This is a genomic window from Streptomyces californicus, assembly GCF_000717645.1.
Taxonomy (GTDB): Bacteria; Actinomycetota; Actinomycetes; order Streptomycetales; family Streptomycetaceae; genus Streptomyces; species Streptomyces californicus.
In genome coordinates, this window is record NZ_JNZZ01000027.1 from 21461 (window position 1) to 41813 (window position 20353).

Sequence of the window (20353 nt, forward strand, 5' to 3'; positions counted from 1 at the left end):
TTCCGGAGGTGCGTCGATGAGTGGTGTTCCCCACATCCGTCGCGGATGTGGAACGGAGCGTCCTTTCCGGGTGTTCTTGGAACATTGACGGGGAATGCCGCCTGGCGGTCCCGTCCGGGGTTTTTTGGGGAAATCGGCAACGATGGAGAAGCGTGTGATGACGGACAGCAAGCGGCGCAGGGGCCTGGTGGCCGTGTCCGCACTGCTCGGCGGCGTGCTGGTGCTTTCGGCCTGTAACGACGACGGTGGCGACGGCGGCAAGACCAGCGCCAACAGCTCCGAGTCGTCGCAGCAGGACGTCGACAAGGCGGCGGCCGAGGATGCCTCCGAGGCACAGATAGCGATCAAGCCGAAGAACGGCGCGACCAACGCCAGCATCAACAACGCGGCCCAGGTCACCGTCGCCAAGGGCAAGCTGACCGAGGTCGTCATGACCACGGCGGACGGCACCGCGGTCGAGGGCGCGATCTCGGCCGACGGCACGAGCTGGAAGCCCTCCGGGCAGCTGGAGCGCTCCACCACGTACAAGATCGACGCCACGGCCGAGGACGCGAAGGGCCGCAAGGCCCACGAGAACAGCTCCTTCACCACGGTCTCGCCCGACAACAGCTTCATCGGGAACTTCACCCCCGAGGACGGCTCCACGGTCGGCGTCGGGATGCCCGTCTCGATCAACTTCAACAAGGAGATCACGGACAAGAAGGCCGTCCAGGCCGGCATCACCGTGAGCTCCAGCAGCGGCCAGGAGGTCGTGGGGCACTGGTTCAACGCCCAGCGCCTGGACTTCCGCCCGCAGGACTACTGGAAGGGCGGCTCCACCGTCACCCTGAAGCTGGCGCTCGACGGCGTCGAGGGTGCGGACGGCGTCGTCGGCGTCCAGCAGAAGACCGTGACCTTCAAGATCGGCCGCAACCAGGTCTCCACCGTCGACGCGAAGACCAAGCAGATGACGGTCACCCGCGACGGCAAGACGATCAAGACGATCCCGATCTCCGCGGGCTCCCCGGACAACCCCACGTACAACGGTCAGATGGTGATCTCCGAGAAGCACAAGGAGACCCGGATGAACGGCGCCACCGTCGGCTTCACCGATGACGACGGCAAGGGCGAGTACGACATCAAGGACGTGCCGCACGCCATGCGCCTGTCCACGTCGGGCACCTTCATCCACGGCAACTACTGGGGCAAGGGCATCTTCGGCAGCGCCAACACCAGCCACGGCTGTGTGGGCCTCGCCGACGTGAAGGGCGCGAACGACCCCAGCGCCCCGGGCGCCTGGTTCTACGACAACTCGCTCATCGGCGACGTGGTCATCGTCAAGAACTCCCCGGACAAGACCATCACCCCGGACAACGGCCTCAACGGCTGGAACATGAGCTGGGCCCAGTGGACGGCGGGCTCCCAGGGCTGATCCACCCGCCCTTCTCCTCCCCGCGCCACCCCCGTCCCCGACCGAAGGCGGCGGCCCCCGGAACGCTCCGGGAGCCGCCGCCTTCGGCGTGTCCCGGGGCCGCTGCGGCGACGTGCGGCCCGGCGTCATGACCTCCGGGGTAATCGACGCCCTCCGGGCCCTCCGGCAGCATCGGAGGCGTCAGGAAGAGCACCCCGCCCCACGACGGAGGACCGGACCATGACCGCGTACGCCCTTGCCCACCTGCGCCCCTCCGACAGCCCCGTCGAGGACGACGTGCTGCGCTACATCGAGCGGATCCAGGCCACCATGGAGCCCTACGGAGGGCGCTTCCTGGTGCACGGCGGCAAGGTGGAGGTGCTGGAGGGGGCGTGGCCGGGCGACGTGGTCGTCGTCGGCTTCCCCGGGATGGCGGAGGCCCGTGCCTGGTACGCGTCCCCGGCCTACCAGGAGATCCTGCCGCTGCGGACCCGGCACCTCGACGGCGACGTGGTGATCGTGCCGGGCGTCGGCCCGGAGTACGACGCGGTCGGCACGGCGGCGGCCATGCGGAACGCCCGGGAGCGCGCCGCCGGGGAGCGGGCCGAGGCCGACTCCTGAGGGGGAACGGGCCGACGCCGGCTCCTGAGGGGAACGGGCGGGAGCGCGGCGGATTCCGGCGGCCCGCCAGGTTGCGGTGGTCGAACGGCCGCGAGCGCGGCGGTTCCTGACGGATCGCCCGCTTCCGGCCGCGCGACGGCCGGGAAGGCTACGGATTCTGACGGCCCATCGGCCGGGTCCCGCCGGCGGGCTGTGGAACACTCCCGCACGTGCCTCACTGGATAACCCCGCGCCGCCTGGGCGCCGCCGCCGTCCTGTACGCCGTCTTCGCCGGCGGCTGGTATCTGGGCCAGCCCCTTCCGCACGTCGGCTGCGCGGAGGAGGCCCCGGCCGCGTCCGCCGCCCCGGTCACGGTCGGGGAGCCCGGCGACCTCTCCGGCGGCTTCGACCGGGTGGTCAGCGACTTCGGGCAGGCCGTCACCCGCGACATCGTCCCCGCCGACGCGGTCGTCGCGTGCGATCCGTACACCGCCCGCCCCCGCCTGGTGGCCTGGGTGATCGGCGACTGGCGCTGAGGCGGAGGCTCCCGCGAAGCCGCCTCGCGCGGTGTCAGTGCGGACGCCCCCGCACCGCCGCCCGGTAGGACCGCAGGTCGCTGCGGCGTACCTGGCGCACCCCCGCCAGGTCCCCGTGCGGGTCGGCGGGACGGGTCCCGGGGCACTCCGGGCCGGGGCCCGCCGCCGGGGTCCTGAGGCGGCGCCACGGCTGGCTCGGCAGCCAGAGGAGCCCGTACAGCCAGCGCAGCACCAGCGGGCGGAAGCCCGGCCGTCCCGCGTCGGGCAGCCGGATCACCCGGACGCCCATGATCAGCTTTCCGGCGCTCGCCCGGACGGCCATCGTCAGCAGCACCTGGTTGGCGAACGACAGCACGGCGAGCTGCACGACCAGCAGGGCGACCGCGCGCCCCGTCACGCCGGAGTCCACGCAGGACCGCACCAGGAGCCCCACGACCAGCAGGCACAGGTAGCAGTCCAGGCCGACCGCCAGGAAGCGCCGCATCTCCCCGGTGCCCTTGGGGACGCGCGGCTCCCGGAGGCCCGGAGCGGGGTACGGGGCGGGGCGGGCGTACGCGGGGACGGACGCCCGCGCACCGTGCGGCGGCGGGGCCGGTGCCGCCGACATGCCCCGGCGGTGCGGGGCGGCGGCGCCACCGCCGGTCCCGGCCGTCCCGTATCGCATCCGCGCCCGGTCAGGAGGCTGCCTCCTCCGACGCCCCCGTGGCTTCGACATGGGGGCATCATGACGGATCTCCGGCCGGGGTGCCCCTGTTCCTGACCGGTAACTCCCTTACGCATGGCCGGATTTCACCGGTCCATTACCCTCGCCCCGCTGCGGCGCCCCGGGAGGCGGCGACCGGGCCCGCGACGTGCGGCGCGGCTCCCCGCGGACCGCCCGGGGACCGTTCCGCAAGGTGATCCTCGTCACGGGCGACCGTGCCGCGGTCCTCCGGGGCGACGTCGCGTGACGCGCCCGGACCGTTGCGCCCGGGCAGGCCGGAGCCCCTGCGGCGGGCGTGCGGGTGCTGAGCGAAACGGCTGATCATGGTCATTATGTGGATGGTCCTCGAAGATCATCGGGCATCCCTGGAGAATCGAACCGTACGACGGTCCAGCGCATCGCCCCGCCGGGCGACGGCCACACGGTCCCCCCGATCGGGAGTCCGCGCGGCTCCGGCGGGGGATGCGGACCGGTGGCGCTCCGGGACGGGGGCGCCGAAGCGCACGAGCCGACCACGGAAGGTCTTGATCAGATGCCGCTCATCCCCGACGCGCCCGACTCCGCCCGCACGCACGAGGCGGCCGACCTCATCGAGCCGCTCTACGCCGAGATCCTCCGCCGCAACCAGGGCGAGCTGGAGTTCCACCAGGCCGTCCGCGAGGTCCTGGAGACGCTCGGTCCGGTGCTGGCGCGGCACCCCGAGTTCGTCGACGCGCGCGTCATCGAGCGCATATGCGAGCCCGAGCGCCAGCTGATCTTCCGGGTGCCGTGGTCGGACGACTCCGGCGACATCCACGTCAACCGGGGCTTCCGGGTGGAGTTCTCCAGCCTGCTCGGCCCCTACAAGGGCGGCCTGCGCTTCCACCCCTCGGTCAACCTCGGCATCGTGAAGTTCCTCGGCTTCGAGCAGATCTTCAAGAACGCCCTCACCGGCATGCCCATCGGCGGCGGCAAGGGCGGCTCGGACTTCGACCCCAAGGGCCGGTCCGACGCCGAGATCATGCGGTTCTGCCAGTCGTTCATGACCGAGCTCCACCGCCACCTGGGCGAGTACACCGACGTACCGGCCGGTGACATCGGCGTCGGCGGGCGGGAGATCGGCTACCTCTTCGGCCAGTACAAGCGGATCACCAACCGCTACGAGTCCGGCGTCCTCACCGGCAAGGGCCTCGGCTGGGGCGGCGCCCAGGCCCGTACCGAGGCCACCGGCTACGGCACGGTCCTGTTCACCGAGGAGATGCTGCGCAGCCGGGGCGAGTCCCTGGAGGGCCAGACCGTCGCGGTGTCCGGCTCCGGCAACGTGGCCATCTACGCCGTCGAGAAGGCCCAGCAGCTCGGCGCGACCGTCGTGACCTGCTCGGACTCCAGCGGCTACGTCGTGGACGAGAAGGGCATCGACCTCGCCCTCCTCAAGGAGATCAAGGAGGCCGGCCGGGGCCGGGTCTCGGAGTACGCGGAGCGGCGCGGCGCCCACGCCCGGTTCGTGGCCGGTACGGGGGTGTGGTCGGTCCCCGCGGACGTCGCCCTGCCCTGCGCCACGCAGAACGAACTCCACGAGTCCGACGCGCTCGACCTCGTACGCAACGGGGTCAAGGCCGTCGCGGAGGGCGCCAACATGCCCACCACCCCGGAGGCGGTCCGCGTCCTCCAGGAGGCGGGCGTCGCCTTCGCCCCCGGCAAGGCCGCCAACGCGGGCGGGGTCGCGACCAGCGCGCTGGAGATGCAGCAGAACGCGTCCCGGGACTCGTGGACCTTCGCCCACACCGAGGAGCGCCTCGCCGAGATCATGCGGCACATCCACGACTCCTGCTACACGACCGCCGAGCGCTACGGCAGCCCCGGCAACTACGTGGTCGGGGCGAACATCGCGGGCTTCGAGCTGGTCGCGGACGCGATGCTGGCGCAGGGCCTGATCTGACGGGCGCCGGGTGCGGCGGCCGCAACCGGCTTCGCCGTGGTCAGCGGCTTCGCTGTGGTCACCGGCTCGCGATCGCCTGCTACCGGCGCCGGACCGGCCGTTCCCCCAACCTGTGCCGCGGCCACGGAACTTCGCCGACAGCGGATTCGCCCGGAGCGCAACGCGCGGACCGTGCGCGGGCCGTGACGCGCTCCTAGGGTGGAGCGGTGAGCATCCGAGCGACGAACCAGGCCGACGTGAGCCCCCTGCGCCCGGTCCCGGCGGCGGCCCCGGGGCCGGGCGGCGCCCCGCTCGGGGAGCCGCTGTGGCGGGACCTCGTGGGCGACGTGCTGCGCCGCGAACGCAAGGCCCAGGGGCGGACGTTGAAGGAGATGTCCGAGGCGTCCCGAATCTCCCTGGCGTACCTCTCCGAGGTGGAGCGCGGGCGCAAGGAGGCGTCCTCCGAGGTGCTGGCCGCCGCCGCCCGCGCGCTCGGCCTGACCCTCGCGGACGTGCTGGCGCTGGCCGGCGAGCGGCTGGTGAGCCTCACGGCGGCCCGGTCGCGCATCCGCTCCCGTGCCTCCGTCGCAGACGGTGGACGGCGGCCGGTGCGTGAGGCCGCGCCGGCCCGGCCCACTGGACCGACGGGCCCGGCGCGGCGGCCGGTGGGCGCACTGCTCTTGGCCGCCTGACGGCAGACCTCGCGCGGGCCCGAACGTCAGGCGGCGAGTGCTGCCAGGGTCCCGGTCCGGCAGGCTTCGCGCGGGGCCCGGTCCGGCAGGGCCCCACGGGCCCGGGCCGGGTCAGCCCCCGGCCGGGGCGACGCCGATCGGGCAGGAGACGCCCGTGCCGCCGATGCCGCAGTAGCCGCCCGGGTTCTTGTCCAGGTACTGCTGGTGGTACGCCTCCGCCGGCCAGAACGGGCGGCCCTCGGCCGGGAGGATCTCCGTCGTGATCTCCCGGTGGCCCGAGGCCGTCAGGACCTTCTGGTACGCCTCACGGGAGGCGTCGGCCGCCGCCGCCTGGGCGGGGGAGTGGGTGTAGATCGCCGAGCGGTACTGGGTGCCGACGTCGTTGCCCTGGCGGAAGCCCTGGGTCGGGTTGTGCGACTCCCAGAACAGCTTCAGCAGCTCCTCGTACGACACGACGGCCGGGTCGAAGACGACGCGGACCGCCTCCGTGTGGCCGGTCATCCCCGAGCACGCCTCCTCGTACGTGGGGTTCTCCGTGTAGCCGCCCTGGTAGCCGACGAGCGTCGTCCACACGCCCTCCGTCTGCCAGAACTTCCGCTCCGCGCCCCAGAAGCAGCCCAGCGCGAAGTCCGCCACCTCCAGGCCCTCCGGATACGGGCCCACCAGGGGGTTGCCGAGGACGGTGTGGCGGGAGGGGACGGTGAACTCGGGGACGGGGCGGCCGCGCAGGGCCTGCTCCGGGGTGGGGAGCTCGGGGGTGCGACGGTTCAGGAACATGCGGGGGCTCCTCCGGGTGTCGGTGTTCGGCACGTACAACACGGGAGCGGCCCCCGGGATTCCGGGGCGGGGCCGCTCACCCGGTGACTTCGGCGACGTCCGCGAGCGCCCGCGCGAAGCCGCGGGTCCTGGCCGTCTCGTGGTGCCGGTGCCACACCAGCGCGAGCGAGGAGTCGGGGAGGCCGGTCACCGGGACGAAGACCACGGCGTGGCTGCCGTAGTAGTCGGCCGTAGGGTGGCACAGCAGCATCGCTCCCCGGCCCGTCCGCACCAGCGCCAGCCCCTCCTGCAGGCTGCTCACCGCGGGCCCGGACGGGATCGCCCGCCCGCCGGGGGTGACGACCGGGGCCTGGGCCAGCCGCCAGTACTCCGGGGCCGCCCCCGCCACGCCGATCAGCGGGCCGTCCGCCAGCTCCTCGGCGTCGACGCCGTCCCGGCGGGCGTACGGGTGGCGGTCGGAGACGGCGAGCGTCAGCGGCCGGGTCGAGAAGACCGGGCCCACCACCAGCGCGTCGTCCCGGACCGGCGTCAGCACCACCGCCGCGTCGACCTCCCCCCGGTGCACCGCGCCGAACGGGTCGGAGAGCGGGATCTCCGCGATCTCCGCCGCGCACTCCGGGTGGGCGTCCCGGAAGGCCGCGACCGCCCGCAGGAACGCGTCGTTCGCCGTCCCCTGGAAGCCGACGCGGAACACGCCCCCGAGGCCGCGCGCCGCGTCCCGCACCTCGCCGATCGTCGTGACGATCGCGTCGAAGGCGGGCCGCAGCCCCGCGTGCAACTGCTCGCCGAGCGGGGTGAGCCGCACCCGGCGGCTCGTCCGGTCGACCAGCCGCCCGCCGATCCGGCTCTCCAGCGCCCGCAGCAACTGACTGATCCTGCTCTGCGAGAGGTAGAGGCGCTCCCCGGCCCGGCCGAAGTGCAGTTCCTCGGCCAGGGCGAGGAACGCCTCCAGCTCCCGGATCTCCGGATTGCTCATGTGTTCCCCCGCCGTCCTTCCCGAGCCGGGTGCCGCCACCCGGGTGTCGTTTGTCCGGCCGCCACCCGGGTGTCGCTTGTCCGAGTGTCTCCCGGAGCCCGGAGCCCGGAGCCCGGAGCCCGGAGTCCTGAACCCGAGCCCCGCGCCCGGGCCCCGATCCATGAGCCCCGATCCATGAGCCCAGCTCATGGAAGGATGAGCGTTCGGCCGTTGTTCCCGGCACCCGGCCTCGCTTGGCTGGGGGCATGACGCAGGTTCAGGAATCCTCAGCGGGCCGGGCCGCCGGCCCGACGCCCCCGCGCAACGGCTGGTGGGGTGTCGCGGCCCTCGCGCTCGGCACGTTCACGGTGGTCACGTCCGAGATGCTGCCCGTCGGGCTGCTCACGCCGATGGGCCGCTCCCTGGGCGTCCCGGAGGGCGTGGCCGGGCTGACCCTCACCATCACCGGCCTCGTCGCCGCGCTCTCCGCTCCCGTGCTGATCCCGCTGCTCGGCCGCACCGACCGGCGTACGGCGCTGTGCGCGCTGGTCGCCGTCCTGGTCGTCGGCAACCTCGGCGCGGCGTGGGCTCCGGGATTCGGGACCATGGTCGCCGCCCGGGTCCTGGTCGGCGTCGGCATGGGCGGCGTCTGGGCCCTCGCGGCCGGGCTCGCGGTCCGGCTCGTTCCGGCGCGGTCCGCCGGGGCCGCGACCTCCCTGGTCTTCAGCGGCGTCGCCGTCGCGTCCGTCCTCGGCGTCCCCGCCGGCACGTACCTCGGGGCCTTCGCGGGCTGGCGCGCCGCGTTCTGGGCCGCCGCCGGGCTCGGGGCAGCGGTGCTGGTCGCGGCGGCGCTGCTGCTGCCCCGGCTCCCTGCGGAGACCCCCGTTCCGCTCGGCGGCGCGCTGCGGCTGACCCGCGACCCCCGGCTGCGTACGGGCCTCGTCGTCGTCGCCTTCCTGGTCACCGGGCACTTCGCGGCGTACACGTACGTCCGGCCGGTCCTGGAGGACGTCTCCGAGGTCGGCGCGGGCGCCGTCGGCACACTGCTCCTGGTTTACGGGGTCGCCGGTGTGGCCGGGAACTTCCTGGCCGGGGCCGGTGCGGCCCGCTCCCCGCGCCGCACCCTGCTGGTGATCGCCACGGTCCTGGCGGCCACCGTCGCCGCGCTGCCGTGGCTGGGCGGCTCCGTCGCCCTCGCGGCCGTCCTGATGGCGGTCTGGGGCCTGAGCTACGGCGGCGTCTCGGTCAGCACGCAGACCTGGTTCCTGCTCGCCGCCCCCGACGCCCGCGAGGCGGCCTCCTCGCTCTTCGTCGGGGTGTTCAACGGGGCCATCGCGCTGGGCGCCCTGGTGGGCGGGCTCGCGGCGGACGGCATCGGCGTCACGGCGGTGATGTGGGTGGGCGGAGCGCTCGCGGTGGGCGCTCTGGTGACCACGGCCGCCGGGCGGGCCCCGGTCGCCGCCCTCGCACCCTGAGCCCCGCCCCCGGACCTACGGAGCACGTTCCGGACCTCCGGACCTACGGAGCACGGTTCGGACCTCCGGACGTACGGGGCACGTTCCGGCCGGGGCCACCGGAAGGCGTCGGGGCCGGGGGCTCTCCGCTCCCCGGCCCCGACCCGTTCCTGGCTCAGGCGGTCGCGGGCGCCGCGCGCACCGACTGGTCGCGCAGGGAGCAGTACTCGGCGGCGGGATCGGCCCGGTAGCGCCACGGCAGGGCGCCCACATAGCCGTCCACCAGCCGGAACTGCTCCACCGCCGCCTCGTCGCGGTCCTGGAGCGAGAGGTAGTACGCCAGCAGATGGCGCACCTCCGCCAGCCGCGGGTGGGCCGGGTCGGCGGCGGCCACGTCCGCGAGGGCGGCGTCGACCAGGGCCACCATCTCCGGCGTCCGGTCGACCTCCTGGTCCGTCGTCTCGTCGTGCTCGAAGTGCACGATCAGCGGGAACGCGGTCAGCAGGCTGCCCAGGGGCGCCTTCGCGGCGGCCTCGGCGGCGAACGCCCGTGCCAGCTCGTGCGAGCCGCGCCACTTCTGGCACCAGTACTGGACCGCGGAGAAGTGCGCCTCGTAGTGGTACGGGGCACGCTCGGTGATCGCCGCCCAGATCCGGTCCATCTCCGCGTGCGGGTAGCCGAGGCCGAGCGCGGTCCAGATCTCCGTGATGTACGGGGTCGGGTCCTCCGGGTTCAGCCCGGCGGCCCGCTCCGTCTCGGCGCGCGAACGCTGGAGCGTCGCGTGGAAGCCCCGGAACTGCTCACCCGTCGTGTACTGGGCCCGCTTCCCGCCCCGGATGTCCCAGGCCAGGCAGACCGTGCTGCGGGCCCGCACCACCGCCGCGTCCGGGTCGTCGGGGCGGGCCGTCTCCCACGCCAGCAGCCAGGTGTCGTCCTGCGCGGCCTTCTCGCCCAGGTCGAACGCGTACGACGACCGGTTCTCCCAGTCGCGCTCGGCGGCCGTACGCCCCAGGAGCGCGGCGGCCGGCTCCCACTCCCCGCGCGCCACCGCGTCGAGGGCGGCGGTCAGTTCGGCGGGCACCGGGCTCGCGCTGTCGGTGTTCTGCCGGTCCGGGGGAAGCAGCCCGATGGCCGCGCACTCCTCCGGCAGTTCGTACGGGCCGTCGGACTCGTCCGAGCCGTCGGGCTCCTCCGAACCGCTCCGCCAGCCCTCCAGGGCGCCCTGCACGATGGCTTTCAGGAACCAGAGGCCGATGGCCAGGACGATGAGGACGATGACGGCCAGAACGGCCCAGAGCAGGGTGATCACGTGGCGTCTCTCTGTGGGACGGGACGGGGTGGAGTGGGCGGGGTGGGGCGTGACAGGTTCCGGTTCCGCCGACTTCGACGGAACCGGAACCGGAACCGGAACGTGAACCGTTGCCGGGACCGGGCTGGGACCGGGGCCCGGCTACGCGGTGGGGCCGGGAGCCGGGGCCTGGGCGGGCGCGGAGGTCTCCGGCGCGGCCACCGGCTCCAGCAGGGCGCGCAGCGGTCCCGTGTCCGGGCGGTCCGCCACCGCCGCCTCCAGCGCGGCCGGGAGTTCGTCCACCTGCCCGTACGGAAGCTCCAGCGCGGCGGACTCCGCCCAGGACAGCTGCCAGCGGGCCTGGCCCTGGCGCAGATACTCGGCGCTGACGAGCTGCGAGAGCCCCGCGCGGAGCTGGGGGCGGGCGAACTCGCGGGCCGCCCGGCCGTGCGCGGCAGCCGCCTCTGCGGAGCGCGGGAGCCGTTCGGCGATCCGCCACAGCGCCCCGGCGTCGATCGCGTCGAGCAGCGTCCCCAGCGTTGCGGCGCCGGCTCCGTCGCCCTCCGGGGCCGCCTCCGGCCGTGACGTGCGGTCCGCGTCGGCGTCGGCGCCGGGGCGGGCGTCGGCCCCGTGCCCCGGCGTGCCGTCGGCGTCGGCCCCGTGCCCCGGTGTGCCGTCGGCGTCGGCCCCGTGCCCCGGTGTGCCGCCGCCACCGTGCGTCCCGTGCGGAGACGTGTCCTCGCCGCTCGCCGTCCCGAGCGCCAGCGCGCCGAATCGCTGAGCGGACCGCTCGGTCTGAACGCTCATCGCGGCGTGGACCAGCTCCGGCCAGTCCAGCCGCCGCAGCCCCAGGGCGGCCGGCGTGAGCACGGTCTCCTCGACGGCGGCGAAGGACCGGTCCGCGTCGGCCAGCAGTGACAGGGACGGCCGGACCGGGTCCGAGGCGCGGCCGTCGTCCGGGAGCGCCTCGATCCGGGCGACACGCTCGGCGATCGGCGGGTGGGAGTCGTACGGGGAGACCGGTTCGGTGGGCAGCTCGCCGCGCAGCGCGTCCAGCTCCGCGTGGCGGGCGGCCAGCAGGTGGCGGAAGCCGCCGAGGAACTCACCGGGCGGCGGCAGCAGGCCCGCGTCGACGCCGAGCGTCGCGTAGCAGTTCAGGTAGAAGTCGTGGGCCGCGTCGATGACCGGGATCTCGCGCAGCGCCGACGAGGTCGCGTCGCGGCCCGCGATCCGGGCCGCCGCGACGTCCGCGGCGAACTCCGCGCGCCGGGAGCCGGAGAGGGTGGCGCGCAGGTAGAACTTCCCGTACGCCGTGTACAGCCGCGCCATCGCCCGGTAGGTGACGCCCGTGCCGGTGGTGTCGACCTCCTTCGCCTTCCTGCCCTTGGCGACGGCCGCGGCGGCCTTCTTCTCCTGCCGGGCGCGCTCCTTGGAGACCTTGGCGCCGGCGCGTTCCTCGAAGTGGGCGACGGTGCGCAGGACGTGGACGCGACCGCGCTCGGAGATCGCCGCGAGACGGGTGTCGGCGTTGCCGTAGTGGCCCATCTCGTGGGCGAGCACGGCCCGCAGCCCGCTCTCGGACAGCCCCGTCATCAGCGGCAGCCCGATGCGGAGCCGCCGGGTGCCGCCCGCGAGCCCGAGGAGACGGGAGTCCTCGGAGACCGCCGCGTTGACGTCGCCGGTGAGCAGGATCTCGTCCGGGGCGCGGGTCCCGACCTGCTGGGCGATGTCCCGCACGGTCTGCCAGAGCCGTGGCTCCCGGCTCTCGTCCACCCGTACGCCGGGCACGTCCTCGTACGGGGGCGTCCGGAGCATGAACATGCCCCGGACGATCGGGAGGGCGAGCACCGCGCTGACGATGAACACCTTCAGCGCGAAGGGGCCGGGCGTGTGGACGGCCGCCGCCCAGTCGGCGGCGGCCAGGGCGGCGAGCAGGAAGAGGCCGAGCAGGTAGAAGCCCGCGAGCAGGACGAGAGCGCGCGCGGCGCGCGGTGTTGGGCCCATCGGGCGGTTCCCCCCACGGGAAAGGAAGACGTCCCGCCCGTGGGCGCGCACGGGGCGCCGGGTCGGTACGCGAAGTGAACAAGGGGGCACGTCGGCCGTGGGCGTCGGCCACGAAGGCCGAACGTACGAGTCGAACGCGCGTGTGGGGGGACCCGGAGTATCTCTCACCGGGCGAACCGGCGGCAACGCGAATCAGCCCTGGTCAGCAGCCGTTACCGCACCGTGCTCAACGCGGCGGCGGCGCATCGCTCGCCGCCGCGCCGAGCACCGGGGGCGGCTCAGTGCGGCAGCGTCGCCGGGCTGCCGCCGTTCGCCTCGTACCCCGCGACCGCCAGCGCCCGGTAGACCGCGTACCGCGCGGCCGGGTCCGCCTCCGTCGTCCACGGCAGGGCGCCCACGTGGCCGTCGATCCGGATCAACTGGTGCATGGCCTCCGACCAGCGCTCCATGTGGACCAGGAAGAGCACCAGCAGATGCCGTACGTGCGGGAGCATCGGGTCGTCGGGGCGGGCCGCGTGCACCGCGAACATCGCGCCCTCGACCGCCTTCGTCACCACCTGGCTGCGGTAGAAGCCCTGCACGAGGTTGATCTCCGGCAGGTGCTCGTACACCGCGAACAGCGGCAGCGCGGCGAGCAGGGAGCCCTGCGGGGCGCGGGCGGCGGCGGCCGTCGCGAACGCCTCCGCGTCCTTGCGCGAGCCGTGCCACCGCTCGCTGTGGAAGTGCAGCGCCGCGATGTGCGCGCCCATGTGCGCCGGGGCCCGGTCGATGATCTTCGCCCAGAGCTGGTCGAACTGCTCCGGGGTGTAGCCGAGGCCCCGGGCCACCGCCAGCTCCACGATGTACGGGACGGGGTCGCCCGGCGCCAGCAGGGCCGCCCCGCCGCAGACCGTACGGGCCTCCTCAAGGATGATCCGGAAGTCGTCGCTCCCCGCCGCCGAGGACCGCCACGCCTGCTGCACCAGGAACTCCGCGTGCACCGCCGCCCCGCCCGCGTCCTTCGGGGCCTCCGAGCGCCAGGCCCGCAGCCACGCGCCGCCGACGCCGGGCCGCTGCGCCAGCTCCAGCGAGGCCGCGCCGGCGAACGCCTGCACCCGCTGCCAGCGCAGCTCGCCCTCCTTCGGCGTACCGGCCAGCAACTGGGACGCGGCCTGCCACTTCTGGGTGCCCTGGACCACGTCGAGCACGTCGAGCAGGTCCTGGTCGGGGCCGGGCATCCGGACGTCCAGCTCCTCCTGACGGGCGAAGCCGTACGCGTCCGGGTCGGCGGCGTCCGGCGAACCGGGGGCGACCTGGCGGACACCGCCCCGGCGCCGCATGACCCACGGACCGATGACGGCGGCGAGCAGGCCCATCGCGAGCAGGAACCACAGAATCTCCATGGCCCCATTGTCCCCGGACCGGCGAGTGGCCGGTAAGGGCCCTCCGTACGAACTACCCTCGGGGCCATGAGCGACCAGCACAGCTTCGAGACCCTCGCCATCCACGCGGGGAACACGGCCGACCCCCTCACCGGCGCGGTGGTCCCGCCGATCTACCAGGTGTCCACGTACAAGCAGGACGGCGTGGGCGGACTGCGCGGCGGCTACGAGTACAGCCGGAGCGCCAACCCGACCCGTACCGCCCTGGAGGAGAACCTCGCCGCCCTCGAAGGCGGCCGCCGCGGCCTCGCCTTCGCCTCCGGGCTCGCCGCCGAGGACTGCCTCCTGCGGACGCTGCTGACCCCCGGCGACCACGTGGTCATCCCGAACGACGCCTACGGCGGCACGTTCCGGCTGTTCGCGAAGGTCGCCTCGCGGTGGGGCGTGGAGTTCTCGGTGGCCGACACCTCGGACGTGGCCGCCGTACGGGCCGCGATCACCCCGAGCACCAAGGCGGTCTGGGTGGAGACCCCGTCCAACCCGCTGCTCGGCATCACCGACATCGCCGCCGTCGCCCAGGTCGCGCACGACGCCGGGGCCCGCCTCGTCGTCGACAACACCTTCGCCTCGCCCTACCTCCAGCAGCCCCTCGCGCTCGGCGCGGACGTCGTCGTGCACTCCACCACCAAGTACATGGGCGGCCACTCCGACGTCGTCGGCGGCGCGCTCGTCGTCAGCGACCCGGAGCTGGCCGAGGAGCTGGCGTACCACCAGAACGCCATGGGCGCGGTCGCCGGGCCGTTCGACGCCTGGCTCGTGCTGCGCGGCATCAAGACGCTCGCCGTACGCATGGACCGGCACACCGAGAACGCCACCAAGGTCGCCGATCTGCTGACCCGGCACCCCAAGGTCTCCCAGGTCCTCTACCCGGGGCTGCCCGAGCACCCGGGCCACGAGGTCGCCGCCAAGCAGATGAAGGCGTTCGGCGGCATGGTGTCCTTCCGCGTCGCCGGTGGCGAGGAGGCGGCGGTCGAGGTCTGCAACCGGGCGAAGCTGTTCACGCTCGGCGAGTCGCTCGGCGGGGTGGAGTCCCTGCTGGAGCACCCGGGCCGGATGACGCACGCCTCCGCCGCGGGCTCCCCGCTGGAGGTCCCGGCGGACCTGGTGCGCCTCTCCGTCGGCATCGAGAACGGCGACGACCTGCTCGCCGACCTCACCCAGGCGCTGGGCTGACCCCGGAACCGGGGCAGCGGTGAAGGGGGCCCGCCGACCACGGCGGGCCCCCTTCGGGCCGTCCGAAGCGGGGCCCCGAGCCGCGAAGCCCCGGCGCGGGGCGCCTGCGGTCAGACCGCCGCCTTCTCGTCCTCCAGTTCGGCCCTGATCTGCGCGCGCAGTTCGGGGCCGTCCTCGTGTCCGTGGACCGAGGCGGCGTGCTCGCTCGCGGCCCGGACGACCTCTTCCTCCTCACCGGTGATCGTGAGGGTGCAGTTCGATTCGCTCGGATAGGCGCGGCAGTCCGCGATCTTCCTGGTCACCACGGCCTCCTCGGCTCGTACGACGACCTTCTCCTCCAGCGTAGGCCGCCTCCGCCGGGGCCCCAACGGCTCACCAGCCCTCCAACGGGGGAGTCACCTGGGCTGGCTCGGCCGTCCAGGGCTGTTCGAACCCGGCCCGGACGAGGGCCGCGACGAGCAGCGCCGCCAGCAGCCAGAACGCCGTCCGGTGCGCCGCCCGCCGCCATCGCAGCCGCCGGCCGCCCCGGCGCGCCGCCCGTGCCGCCAGGTCCGGCGGCAGCACCGGATGCGGGCCGTCCAGCATGCGGCGGACCTGCTCCTCGCGCGGGTCCGGGCGGTCCCCGCTCATGCCGCGCCCCGGCGGCCCGCACCCGCCGTGCGGCCCCCGGCGGGCGGCGCGGTCCGCCCCCGCCCGGCCGACCGCAGCGCCGCCACCGCGCGGGCGCACACCGCGCGGACCCGGTCGCCCGGCAGCCCGAGCAGCGCCGCCGTCTGCTCCTCGCCGACCTCCTCGTACATCCGCAGGACCAGTACCAGCCGCTCGACGGGGGTCAGCCGCTCCAACAGCCCGCCGCGCGGCCGCTGGTGGCGCCGGGCCTCCCGGGCGAAGCGGAGGGCCAGCTCCCGGCGGGCCAGGTCGTACGGGTCGCCGCCGTGCAGCCGGTCCCACTCCGCGTACGTACGGCAGAGCGCGGCGTGCAGCAGGCGCTCGGCCCGCGGGTACGCGCCGGGGGGCTGCGGCGGCTCGCCGGTGAGCAGCGTCGCCGTGTGCAGCAGACGGCCGCCCGCGCCCGCCACGAAGGCGTCGAACTCCAGGGCGCGGAGCCGGTCGCGGTGGTCCGCCCGATCGCTCACCACCACATCGCAGCGCCGTCACCCGGGCGCGGTCAAGAGGGGCGACACGACCGGTTCGTACGCCGTGCGCCCGGCCCGTACGGCGGTGAGGCGTCGGGCGGCATCGGGCGGCGTCGAGGGGGCGTGCCCTACCCCGTCCCGTCCAGGTGCAGCGCGAGCAGCGCGATGTCGTCCTCCTTGCCCTCGCCGAACGAGCCCAGGAGGAAGTCGCAGAGGTCCTCCAGCTCCCGGGGGCCGGAGACCGCCGCGTCGAGGAACGCGGTCAGACTGTGGTCGAGGTCCTGGTTGCGCACCTCGACCAGCCCGTCGGTGATCAGCAGGAGCCGGGCGCCGGGGGCGACGGGGTGGACGTGCGCCGGGGGGTGCGGGAGCCGCAGCCCCAGCAGCGGACCGTGGTCGACGAGGTAGACGGCCCCGCCCTCGGGGCCGAGCAGCAGCGGCGGGATGTGACCGGCGTTGGCGATGTGGACCCGGCCGCCGTCCGGCTCCACCAGGACCAGGCAGAGCGTCACCGTGAGCCCCGGCCGGGTGTGCGAGAGCAGGGCGTCCAGCCGCTCCAGGACATGGTGCGGCGGGTGCCCCTCCAAGGCGTAGGCGCGCAGCGCGTGCCGGATCTCGCCCATCACCGTCGCCGCGACCAGCGAGTGCCCGGCCACGTCGCCGATGGCCAGCAGCAGCCCGGCCGGGGTCTGCAGCGCCTCGTAGAAGTCGCCGCCGATCTCCGCGTGGTCGGAGGCCGGCCGGTAGCGCACGGCGAGCGTCGTGCTGGGGGTGTCGGGCAGCCGGTCCGGCAGGAACGTGCGCTGGAGGGCCAGCGCGAGGGCGTGCTCCTCGTTGAAGGTGCGCAACGCCTCCAGCGCCAGCGCGCAGGCGTTCACCAACTGCTGGAGCAGATCGCGTTCGTCGGAGGTACGGGCCGCAGCGGCCGGGACGGCGACGCAGACGGGCGGCCGGTCGCGCTTGGTCCGGGTCACCACCATGACGACGTCGTCGTCGATCGGGTCGAGCGGCAGCAGCGTCCTCCACCGCTCCCGCGACACCGTGACGGCCTCGGTGCCGGTGGAGCCGCCGAGGGCCGGGGAGGCCAGCCGGTCCAGCAGCTCCGCCCGCGCGGGCAGGGTGACCGGCTCGGCCTCCGGTCCGGCCGCGTGGCTGTGCACGGGCCGGCCGTCGGGGCTGAGGAAGATCGCGGTGGCCGGGCCGGACATGAGCGAGGCCGCACCGCCGGTCGCCGCCGCGCAGAAGTCGGCGAAGCCGACGGCCCGGTAGACGTCCAGCGTGGCCCGGTTGAGCGCGGCCAGCCGCAGCGTCAGGTGCTCCGCCCGGCGGCGGGCCCGGGTGTAGCGCAGGGCGGCCGTCACCGTCGCCAGGAACTCGTTCGGGTCGATCGGCTGGTCGAGGTAGGCGTCCGCGCCCCGGCTCAGCCCCTCGGTGTGGTCCTCGGCGTTGACCGCGACGGCCGAGACGTGGACCACCGGCAGGAAGGCGGTGCGCGGGTCGGCCTTGATCCGCTCGCAGACCTCGAAGCCCGACATGTCGGGGAGCTGCACGTCGATGACGGCCACCTCCGGCAGGGAGCGGCCCGCCTCCTCCAGCAGGGCCAGCCCCGCCGAGCCGTCGGCCGCGCCCAGCACCGTGTGCCCGGCCCGCGTGAGCCAGCTCGTGAGGATGTAGCGGTTGGTCTCGTCGTCGTCGATCACCAGGACGGTTCCTGGCGCGCTGTCGCTCTGCGCGGTCATGGTCACGGGGTGTTCTCCGGGGCGGCGGGTGCGGATGTCGGGGGTACGGGCGTGAAGGGAAGCTCGACCTCCACCCGGGTGCCCGCTCCGGGGGTGCTCGACAACCGCAGGGCGCCGCCGAGGAGTTCGGTGAGGGTCCGGGCGTACGGGAGTCCGAGCCCGGTGCCCCGGTGGGTCCGCTGGAGCGGTCCGCGCACCTGGTAGAACTCCTCGAAGACCTTGGACAGTTCGTCCTCCGGAATGCCCACCCCGGTGTCCGTGACGGTGAAGACCATCCACGGCGCGTCCACCCGGAACTCCAGCGAGACCTCGCCCTTCTCGGTGAACTTCAGGGCGTTGGACAGCAGATTGCGCAGGATGCGCGTCAGCAGCGCCTCGTCGGTCACGGCCACCGGCAGCGCCGAGGGCTCCGGCATCAGCAGGGCGACGTCGGAGGTCCCCGTGTTCCGCATCACCGCGCCCAACTGGGCCAGCAGCGCCCGCAGATCGGTCGGCGCGGCGTTGATCTCCAACTGGCCCGCCTCCGCCTTGGCCACGTCCAGCAGATCGCCGACCAGCGAGAGCAGGGACTGCCCGGAGGCGTCGATCAGCGAGAGCTGCCGCCGCTGCTCGTCGGTGAGCGGGGCGGAGTCCGGCGCCAGCAGCAGCCGGGTCAGCGCCACCACCGCGTTGACCGGGGTGCGCAGCTCATGGCTGATGTTGCGCCAGAACCGCGTCTTGGCCTCGCTGGTCTCGCGCAGCCGGGCCGACTTCTCCTCCAGCTCGGCGTGGAGGGCGACGACCCCGCTGTTCGTCTCCTCCAGCTCCTGCGACAGCTCGGTGTAGAGGGCGAGGACGCCGCGGTTGGTCTCCTCCAGCTCCTCGTTGAGGCGGCGCATCTCCTCGCGCTGGGCCCGGGACTCCTCCAGGGCGGTGATCAGGTCGCGGGTCTGCTCCCGCAGGTCCTCGGCGTGGGTGGGGGACGCGTGGCGGCGCAGCGCGTCGACGACCCCGCGCCGGGCGTCCGTACTGTCCACCCAGCTCGTCGGCAGCGGGTGCTCGGCGACGATCCGCTCCCGTCCGCCGCCGGTCTCGTGGCGTACGCGGTGCAGGAGCCGGGAGGCCGGATCGAGGTCGGGGGCCGACTTCGCGCCGCCCGTCCACCCGAAGACGACGGCGAGGACGCGCTCCGGGCCCGGCGGCAGCGCGAAGGAGACCGTCAGCCCCTCGCAGCCCAGCCGGTCGCGGCCCAGCTCGCTCAGCGCGGTGGCGATGCGTACCTGGTCCTGGCGGTCCATGCCGAGGGCCTCCGCCGCGCTCTGCCCGATCCGCCGCAGGGCGAAGACGTCCTGCGGCGTGGTCAGGTCGTACGCGGCGAGGGTGGCCGGTTCCGTGGCGCCGAGGCTCACCAGTCCCCCTTGACGACCACGACGCCGGCGTCGTCGCGGCGGACCCCGGCCTCGCGCAGCAGCTGCCCGGCCATCACGGCCGGGGTGTGCCGGAGCAGTCCGGGCATGGCGTCGGCGTTCCACCGCTCGGTCAGCCCGTCGGAGTGCATGATCAGGGCGCCGCCGGGCTTCCACGGCAGCTCGAACGTCCGCAGGCTGCGCATCTGCGAGCCGACGATGCCCGGAGCCGACAGCAGGCCGTTGCGGGAGTCGGGGCCGAGGAGGACCCCGCTCACGTTGCCGATGCCGCAGTACAGGACGCGCCCCCGGGCCGGCTCGATCCTGGCCACCGCGACCGCCCCGCCGCGCGTACCGCGCAGCGCGCCGTGGATGTCCCGCAGCAGGGGCTCGGGGTGGCGGGCGGCGCTCCGGCGGAACGCCGTCACCGCGGCCTCGGCGGCGAGCGCGGCGAGGGGGCCGTGGCCCAGGCCGTCGCAGAGCACGACCAGGACGGCCGGCTCCGAGGAGGCCGAGGACCGGCCGGAACCGGCGGAGGAACGTGTCCCGGGCGTGGCCGGGCCGCTGCCGAGGAGACCGGGGGAGCGCGTCCCGTACGCTCCGCCGCGGCCGGCGTCGGAGGACGACGACCGGGACGTCTCAGGGCCGCCCTCGTCGATGCGTACGGCCCAGGCGTCGCCGCAGCTCGTCTCCCCGCTGATGGGCCGGGTCAGACCGGAGGCGACCGACGTCGTACCGCCGGTGGGGCCGTCACCGGCCTCGCGGGCCCAGAACTGCGCAGCCATGACGGTGCCCTTGCCCGGCAGCGAGTGGATGTCGAAAGCGTCGGCGAGCCGGGCGACCGCGCCCAGCCCGATGCCGAGGGTCCCGGCCGAGGAGACCCCGTCCGACAGGGCCGCCTCGACGTCGGCGATGCCGGGGCCGGTGTCCACGGTGACGAACTCGACGCCTGCCCGGTCCGGCGTGCGCAGGACGCGCAGCAGCAGCGCCCCGTCGCGCGCGTGCCGCTGGAGGTTGGTCGCGGCCTCGCTGACCGCCAGGGCGACCTCGGAGGACCGGTAGCCGTCCAGCCCGATCCGCCGAGCCAGGGTGGCGGCCGCGCCCCGGGCCGCCGACGGCATCTCGGCGGCGTCCCGGAACCAGGCCACGTCCTCGCAGTCGACCACGACGGGCCCGGTCACGGCCCCGGCCCGGTCCTGCCCG

Annotated in this window: 19 protein-coding genes; 7 read left to right on the top strand and 12 right to left on the bottom strand. The window is 74.5% G+C overall.

What is annotated here, in order from left to right:
* Nucleotides 1-142 precede the first annotated feature (142 nt).
* The 3 genes from IF19_RS0128960 (at nucleotide 143) to IF19_RS0128970 (ending at nucleotide 2526) form a co-directional block, all read left to right on the top strand.
* A complete protein-coding gene (locus IF19_RS0128960; RefSeq protein ID WP_030115164.1) occupies nucleotides 143-1411 on the top strand; it encodes a L,D-transpeptidase in 1269 nt (422 codons plus the stop codon).
* A gap of 219 nt (nucleotides 1412-1630) precedes the next feature.
* Nucleotides 1631-2011, top strand: a complete 381-nt coding sequence (locus IF19_RS0128965) for a DUF1330 domain-containing protein (protein WP_030115165.1) — start codon at nucleotides 1631-1633, stop codon at nucleotides 2009-2011.
* A gap of 209 nt (nucleotides 2012-2220) precedes the next feature.
* Nucleotides 2221-2526 (top strand): hypothetical protein, encoded by a 306-nt coding sequence (locus IF19_RS0128970; protein WP_030115166.1) that lies wholly within the window; start codon nucleotides 2221-2223, stop codon nucleotides 2524-2526.
* 34 nt (nucleotides 2527-2560) lie between these two features.
* On the opposite strand, the gene IF19_RS0128975 is transcribed toward IF19_RS0128970, so the two are convergent.
* Nucleotides 2561-3010, bottom strand: coding sequence for an RDD family protein (locus IF19_RS0128975; protein WP_030120386.1), 450 nt, complete (start codon nucleotides 3008-3010; stop codon nucleotides 2561-2563).
* 751 nt (nucleotides 3011-3761) lie between these two features.
* Here IF19_RS0128975 and gdhA point away from each other — a divergent pair.
* Both gdhA and IF19_RS0128990 read left to right on the top strand, forming a co-directional pair.
* Nucleotides 3762-5147 (top strand): NADP-specific glutamate dehydrogenase, encoded by a 1386-nt coding sequence (gene gdhA / locus IF19_RS0128985; RefSeq protein ID WP_030115168.1) that lies wholly within the window; start codon nucleotides 3762-3764, stop codon nucleotides 5145-5147.
* A gap of 206 nt (nucleotides 5148-5353) precedes the next feature.
* Nucleotides 5354-5818 carry a helix-turn-helix domain-containing protein gene (locus tag IF19_RS0128990; RefSeq protein WP_030115169.1) on the top strand — a complete coding sequence of 155 codons (465 nt, stop codon included), beginning with the start codon at nucleotides 5354-5356 and terminating at the stop codon, nucleotides 5816-5818.
* Between the two features lie 111 nt (nucleotides 5819-5929).
* Here IF19_RS0128990 and msrA read toward each other — a convergent pair whose 3' ends face one another.
* Both msrA and IF19_RS0129000 read right to left on the bottom strand, forming a co-directional pair.
* Nucleotides 5930-6595: a peptide-methionine (S)-S-oxide reductase MsrA gene (msrA, locus tag IF19_RS0128995; protein ID WP_030115170.1), complete on the bottom strand. Its 666-nt coding sequence runs from the start codon at nucleotides 6593-6595 to the stop codon at nucleotides 5930-5932.
* A 76-nt stretch (nucleotides 6596-6671) separates the two neighbouring features.
* Nucleotides 6672-7571, bottom strand: a complete 900-nt coding sequence (locus tag IF19_RS0129000; protein WP_030115171.1) for a LysR family transcriptional regulator — start codon at nucleotides 7569-7571, stop codon at nucleotides 6672-6674.
* A 245-nt stretch (nucleotides 7572-7816) separates the two neighbouring features.
* Between IF19_RS0129000 and IF19_RS0129005 the strand changes: the two genes are divergently transcribed.
* Nucleotides 7817-9025 carry an MFS transporter gene (locus tag IF19_RS0129005; protein ID WP_030115172.1) on the top strand — a complete coding sequence of 403 codons (1209 nt, stop codon included), beginning with the start codon at nucleotides 7817-7819 and terminating at the stop codon, nucleotides 9023-9025.
* A gap of 154 nt (nucleotides 9026-9179) precedes the next feature.
* Here IF19_RS0129005 and IF19_RS0129010 read toward each other — a convergent pair whose 3' ends face one another.
* The 3 genes from IF19_RS0129010 to IF19_RS0129020 form a co-directional block, all read right to left on the bottom strand.
* Nucleotides 9180-10313 carry a hypothetical protein gene (locus IF19_RS0129010; protein WP_170757295.1) on the bottom strand — a complete coding sequence of 378 codons (1134 nt, stop codon included), beginning with the start codon at nucleotides 10311-10313 and terminating at the stop codon, nucleotides 9180-9182.
* A gap of 141 nt (nucleotides 10314-10454) precedes the next feature.
* Nucleotides 10455-12296, bottom strand: coding sequence for a M48 family metallopeptidase (locus IF19_RS01000000135080; RefSeq protein ID WP_050493990.1), 1842 nt, complete (start codon nucleotides 12294-12296; stop codon nucleotides 10455-10457).
* A 278-nt stretch (nucleotides 12297-12574) separates the two neighbouring features.
* Nucleotides 12575-13678, bottom strand: coding sequence for a hypothetical protein (locus IF19_RS0129020; protein WP_030115176.1), 1104 nt, complete (start codon nucleotides 13676-13678; stop codon nucleotides 12575-12577).
* Nucleotides 13679-13744: 66 nt separating this feature from the next.
* On the opposite strand from IF19_RS0129020, the gene IF19_RS0129025 reads away from it, so the two are divergent.
* Nucleotides 13745-14890, top strand: a complete 1146-nt coding sequence (locus IF19_RS0129025; RefSeq protein ID WP_030115177.1) for a cystathionine gamma-synthase — start codon at nucleotides 13745-13747, stop codon at nucleotides 14888-14890.
* 110 nt (nucleotides 14891-15000) lie between these two features.
* Here the strand turns inward: IF19_RS0129025 and IF19_RS0129030 are convergent, their stop codons facing one another.
* The 6 genes from IF19_RS0129030 to IF19_RS0129055 all read right to left on the bottom strand — a co-directional run bounded on the left by IF19_RS0129030 (nucleotide 15001) and on the right by IF19_RS0129055 (nucleotide 20331).
* Complete coding sequence (locus tag IF19_RS0129030) at nucleotides 15001-15192, bottom strand: DUF1059 domain-containing protein (protein WP_030115178.1); 192 nt, start codon at nucleotides 15190-15192, stop codon at nucleotides 15001-15003.
* A 70-nt stretch (nucleotides 15193-15262) separates the two neighbouring features.
* Nucleotides 15263-15520, bottom strand: a complete 258-nt coding sequence (locus tag IF19_RS0129035) for a hypothetical protein (RefSeq protein WP_030115179.1) — start codon at nucleotides 15518-15520, stop codon at nucleotides 15263-15265.
* On the bottom strand, nucleotides 15517-16026 hold the full coding sequence (locus IF19_RS0129040; protein WP_030115180.1) for a sigma factor-like helix-turn-helix DNA-binding protein: 510 nt from the start codon (nucleotides 16024-16026) through the stop codon (nucleotides 15517-15519). Before IF19_RS0129040 ends, IF19_RS0129035 begins: the two co-directional genes overlap by 4 nt.
* Before the next feature lie 128 nt (nucleotides 16027-16154).
* Entirely contained in the window at nucleotides 16155-17771 is a 1617-nt protein-coding gene (locus IF19_RS0129045) for a fused response regulator/phosphatase (protein ID WP_030115181.1), read from the bottom strand.
* Nucleotides 17768-19153: a sensor histidine kinase gene (locus IF19_RS0129050; protein WP_030277737.1), complete on the bottom strand. Its 1386-nt coding sequence runs from the start codon at nucleotides 19151-19153 to the stop codon at nucleotides 17768-17770. The genes IF19_RS0129045 and IF19_RS0129050 overlap by 4 nt, the downstream gene beginning before the upstream one ends.
* On the bottom strand, nucleotides 19150-20331 hold the full coding sequence (locus IF19_RS0129055) for an ATP-binding SpoIIE family protein phosphatase (RefSeq protein ID WP_030115184.1): 1182 nt from the start codon (nucleotides 20329-20331) through the stop codon (nucleotides 19150-19152). Before IF19_RS0129055 ends, IF19_RS0129050 begins: the two co-directional genes overlap by 4 nt.
* Nucleotides 20332-20353 lie beyond the last annotated feature (22 nt).

Excerpts from the sequence above, each read along its gene's own strand:
- IF19_RS0129035 (WP_030115179.1), bottom strand. The coding sequence starts at position 15,520 with ATGAGCGGGGACCGCCCGGACCCGCGCGAGGAGCAGGTCCGCCGCATG.
- IF19_RS0129005 (WP_030115172.1), top strand. The coding sequence starts at position 7,817 with ATGACGCAGGTTCAGGAATCCTCAGCGGGCCGGGCCGCCGGCCCGACG.
- IF19_RS0128965 (WP_030115165.1), top strand. The coding sequence starts at position 1,631 with ATGACCGCGTACGCCCTTGCCCACCTGCGCCCCTCCGACAGCCCCGTC.
- msrA (WP_030115170.1), bottom strand. The coding sequence starts at position 6,595 with ATGTTCCTGAACCGTCGCACCCCCGAGCTCCCCACCCCGGAGCAGGCC.
- IF19_RS0129000 (WP_030115171.1), bottom strand. The coding sequence starts at position 7,571 with ATGAGCAATCCGGAGATCCGGGAGCTGGAGGCGTTCCTCGCCCTGGCC.
- gdhA (WP_030115168.1), top strand. The coding sequence starts at position 3,762 with ATGCCGCTCATCCCCGACGCGCCCGACTCCGCCCGCACGCACGAGGCG.
- IF19_RS0129020 (WP_030115176.1), bottom strand. The coding sequence starts at position 13,678 with ATGGAGATTCTGTGGTTCCTGCTCGCGATGGGCCTGCTCGCCGCCGTC.
- IF19_RS0129025 (WP_030115177.1), top strand. The coding sequence starts at position 13,745 with ATGAGCGACCAGCACAGCTTCGAGACCCTCGCCATCCACGCGGGGAAC.
- IF19_RS0128960 (WP_030115164.1), top strand. The coding sequence starts at position 143 with ATGGAGAAGCGTGTGATGACGGACAGCAAGCGGCGCAGGGGCCTGGTG.
- IF19_RS0128975 (WP_030120386.1), bottom strand. The coding sequence starts at position 3,010 with ATGCGGCGCTTCCTGGCGGTCGGCCTGGACTGCTACCTGTGCCTGCTG.
- IF19_RS01000000135080 (WP_050493990.1), bottom strand. The coding sequence starts at position 12,296 with ATGGGCCCAACACCGCGCGCCGCGCGCGCTCTCGTCCTGCTCGCGGGC.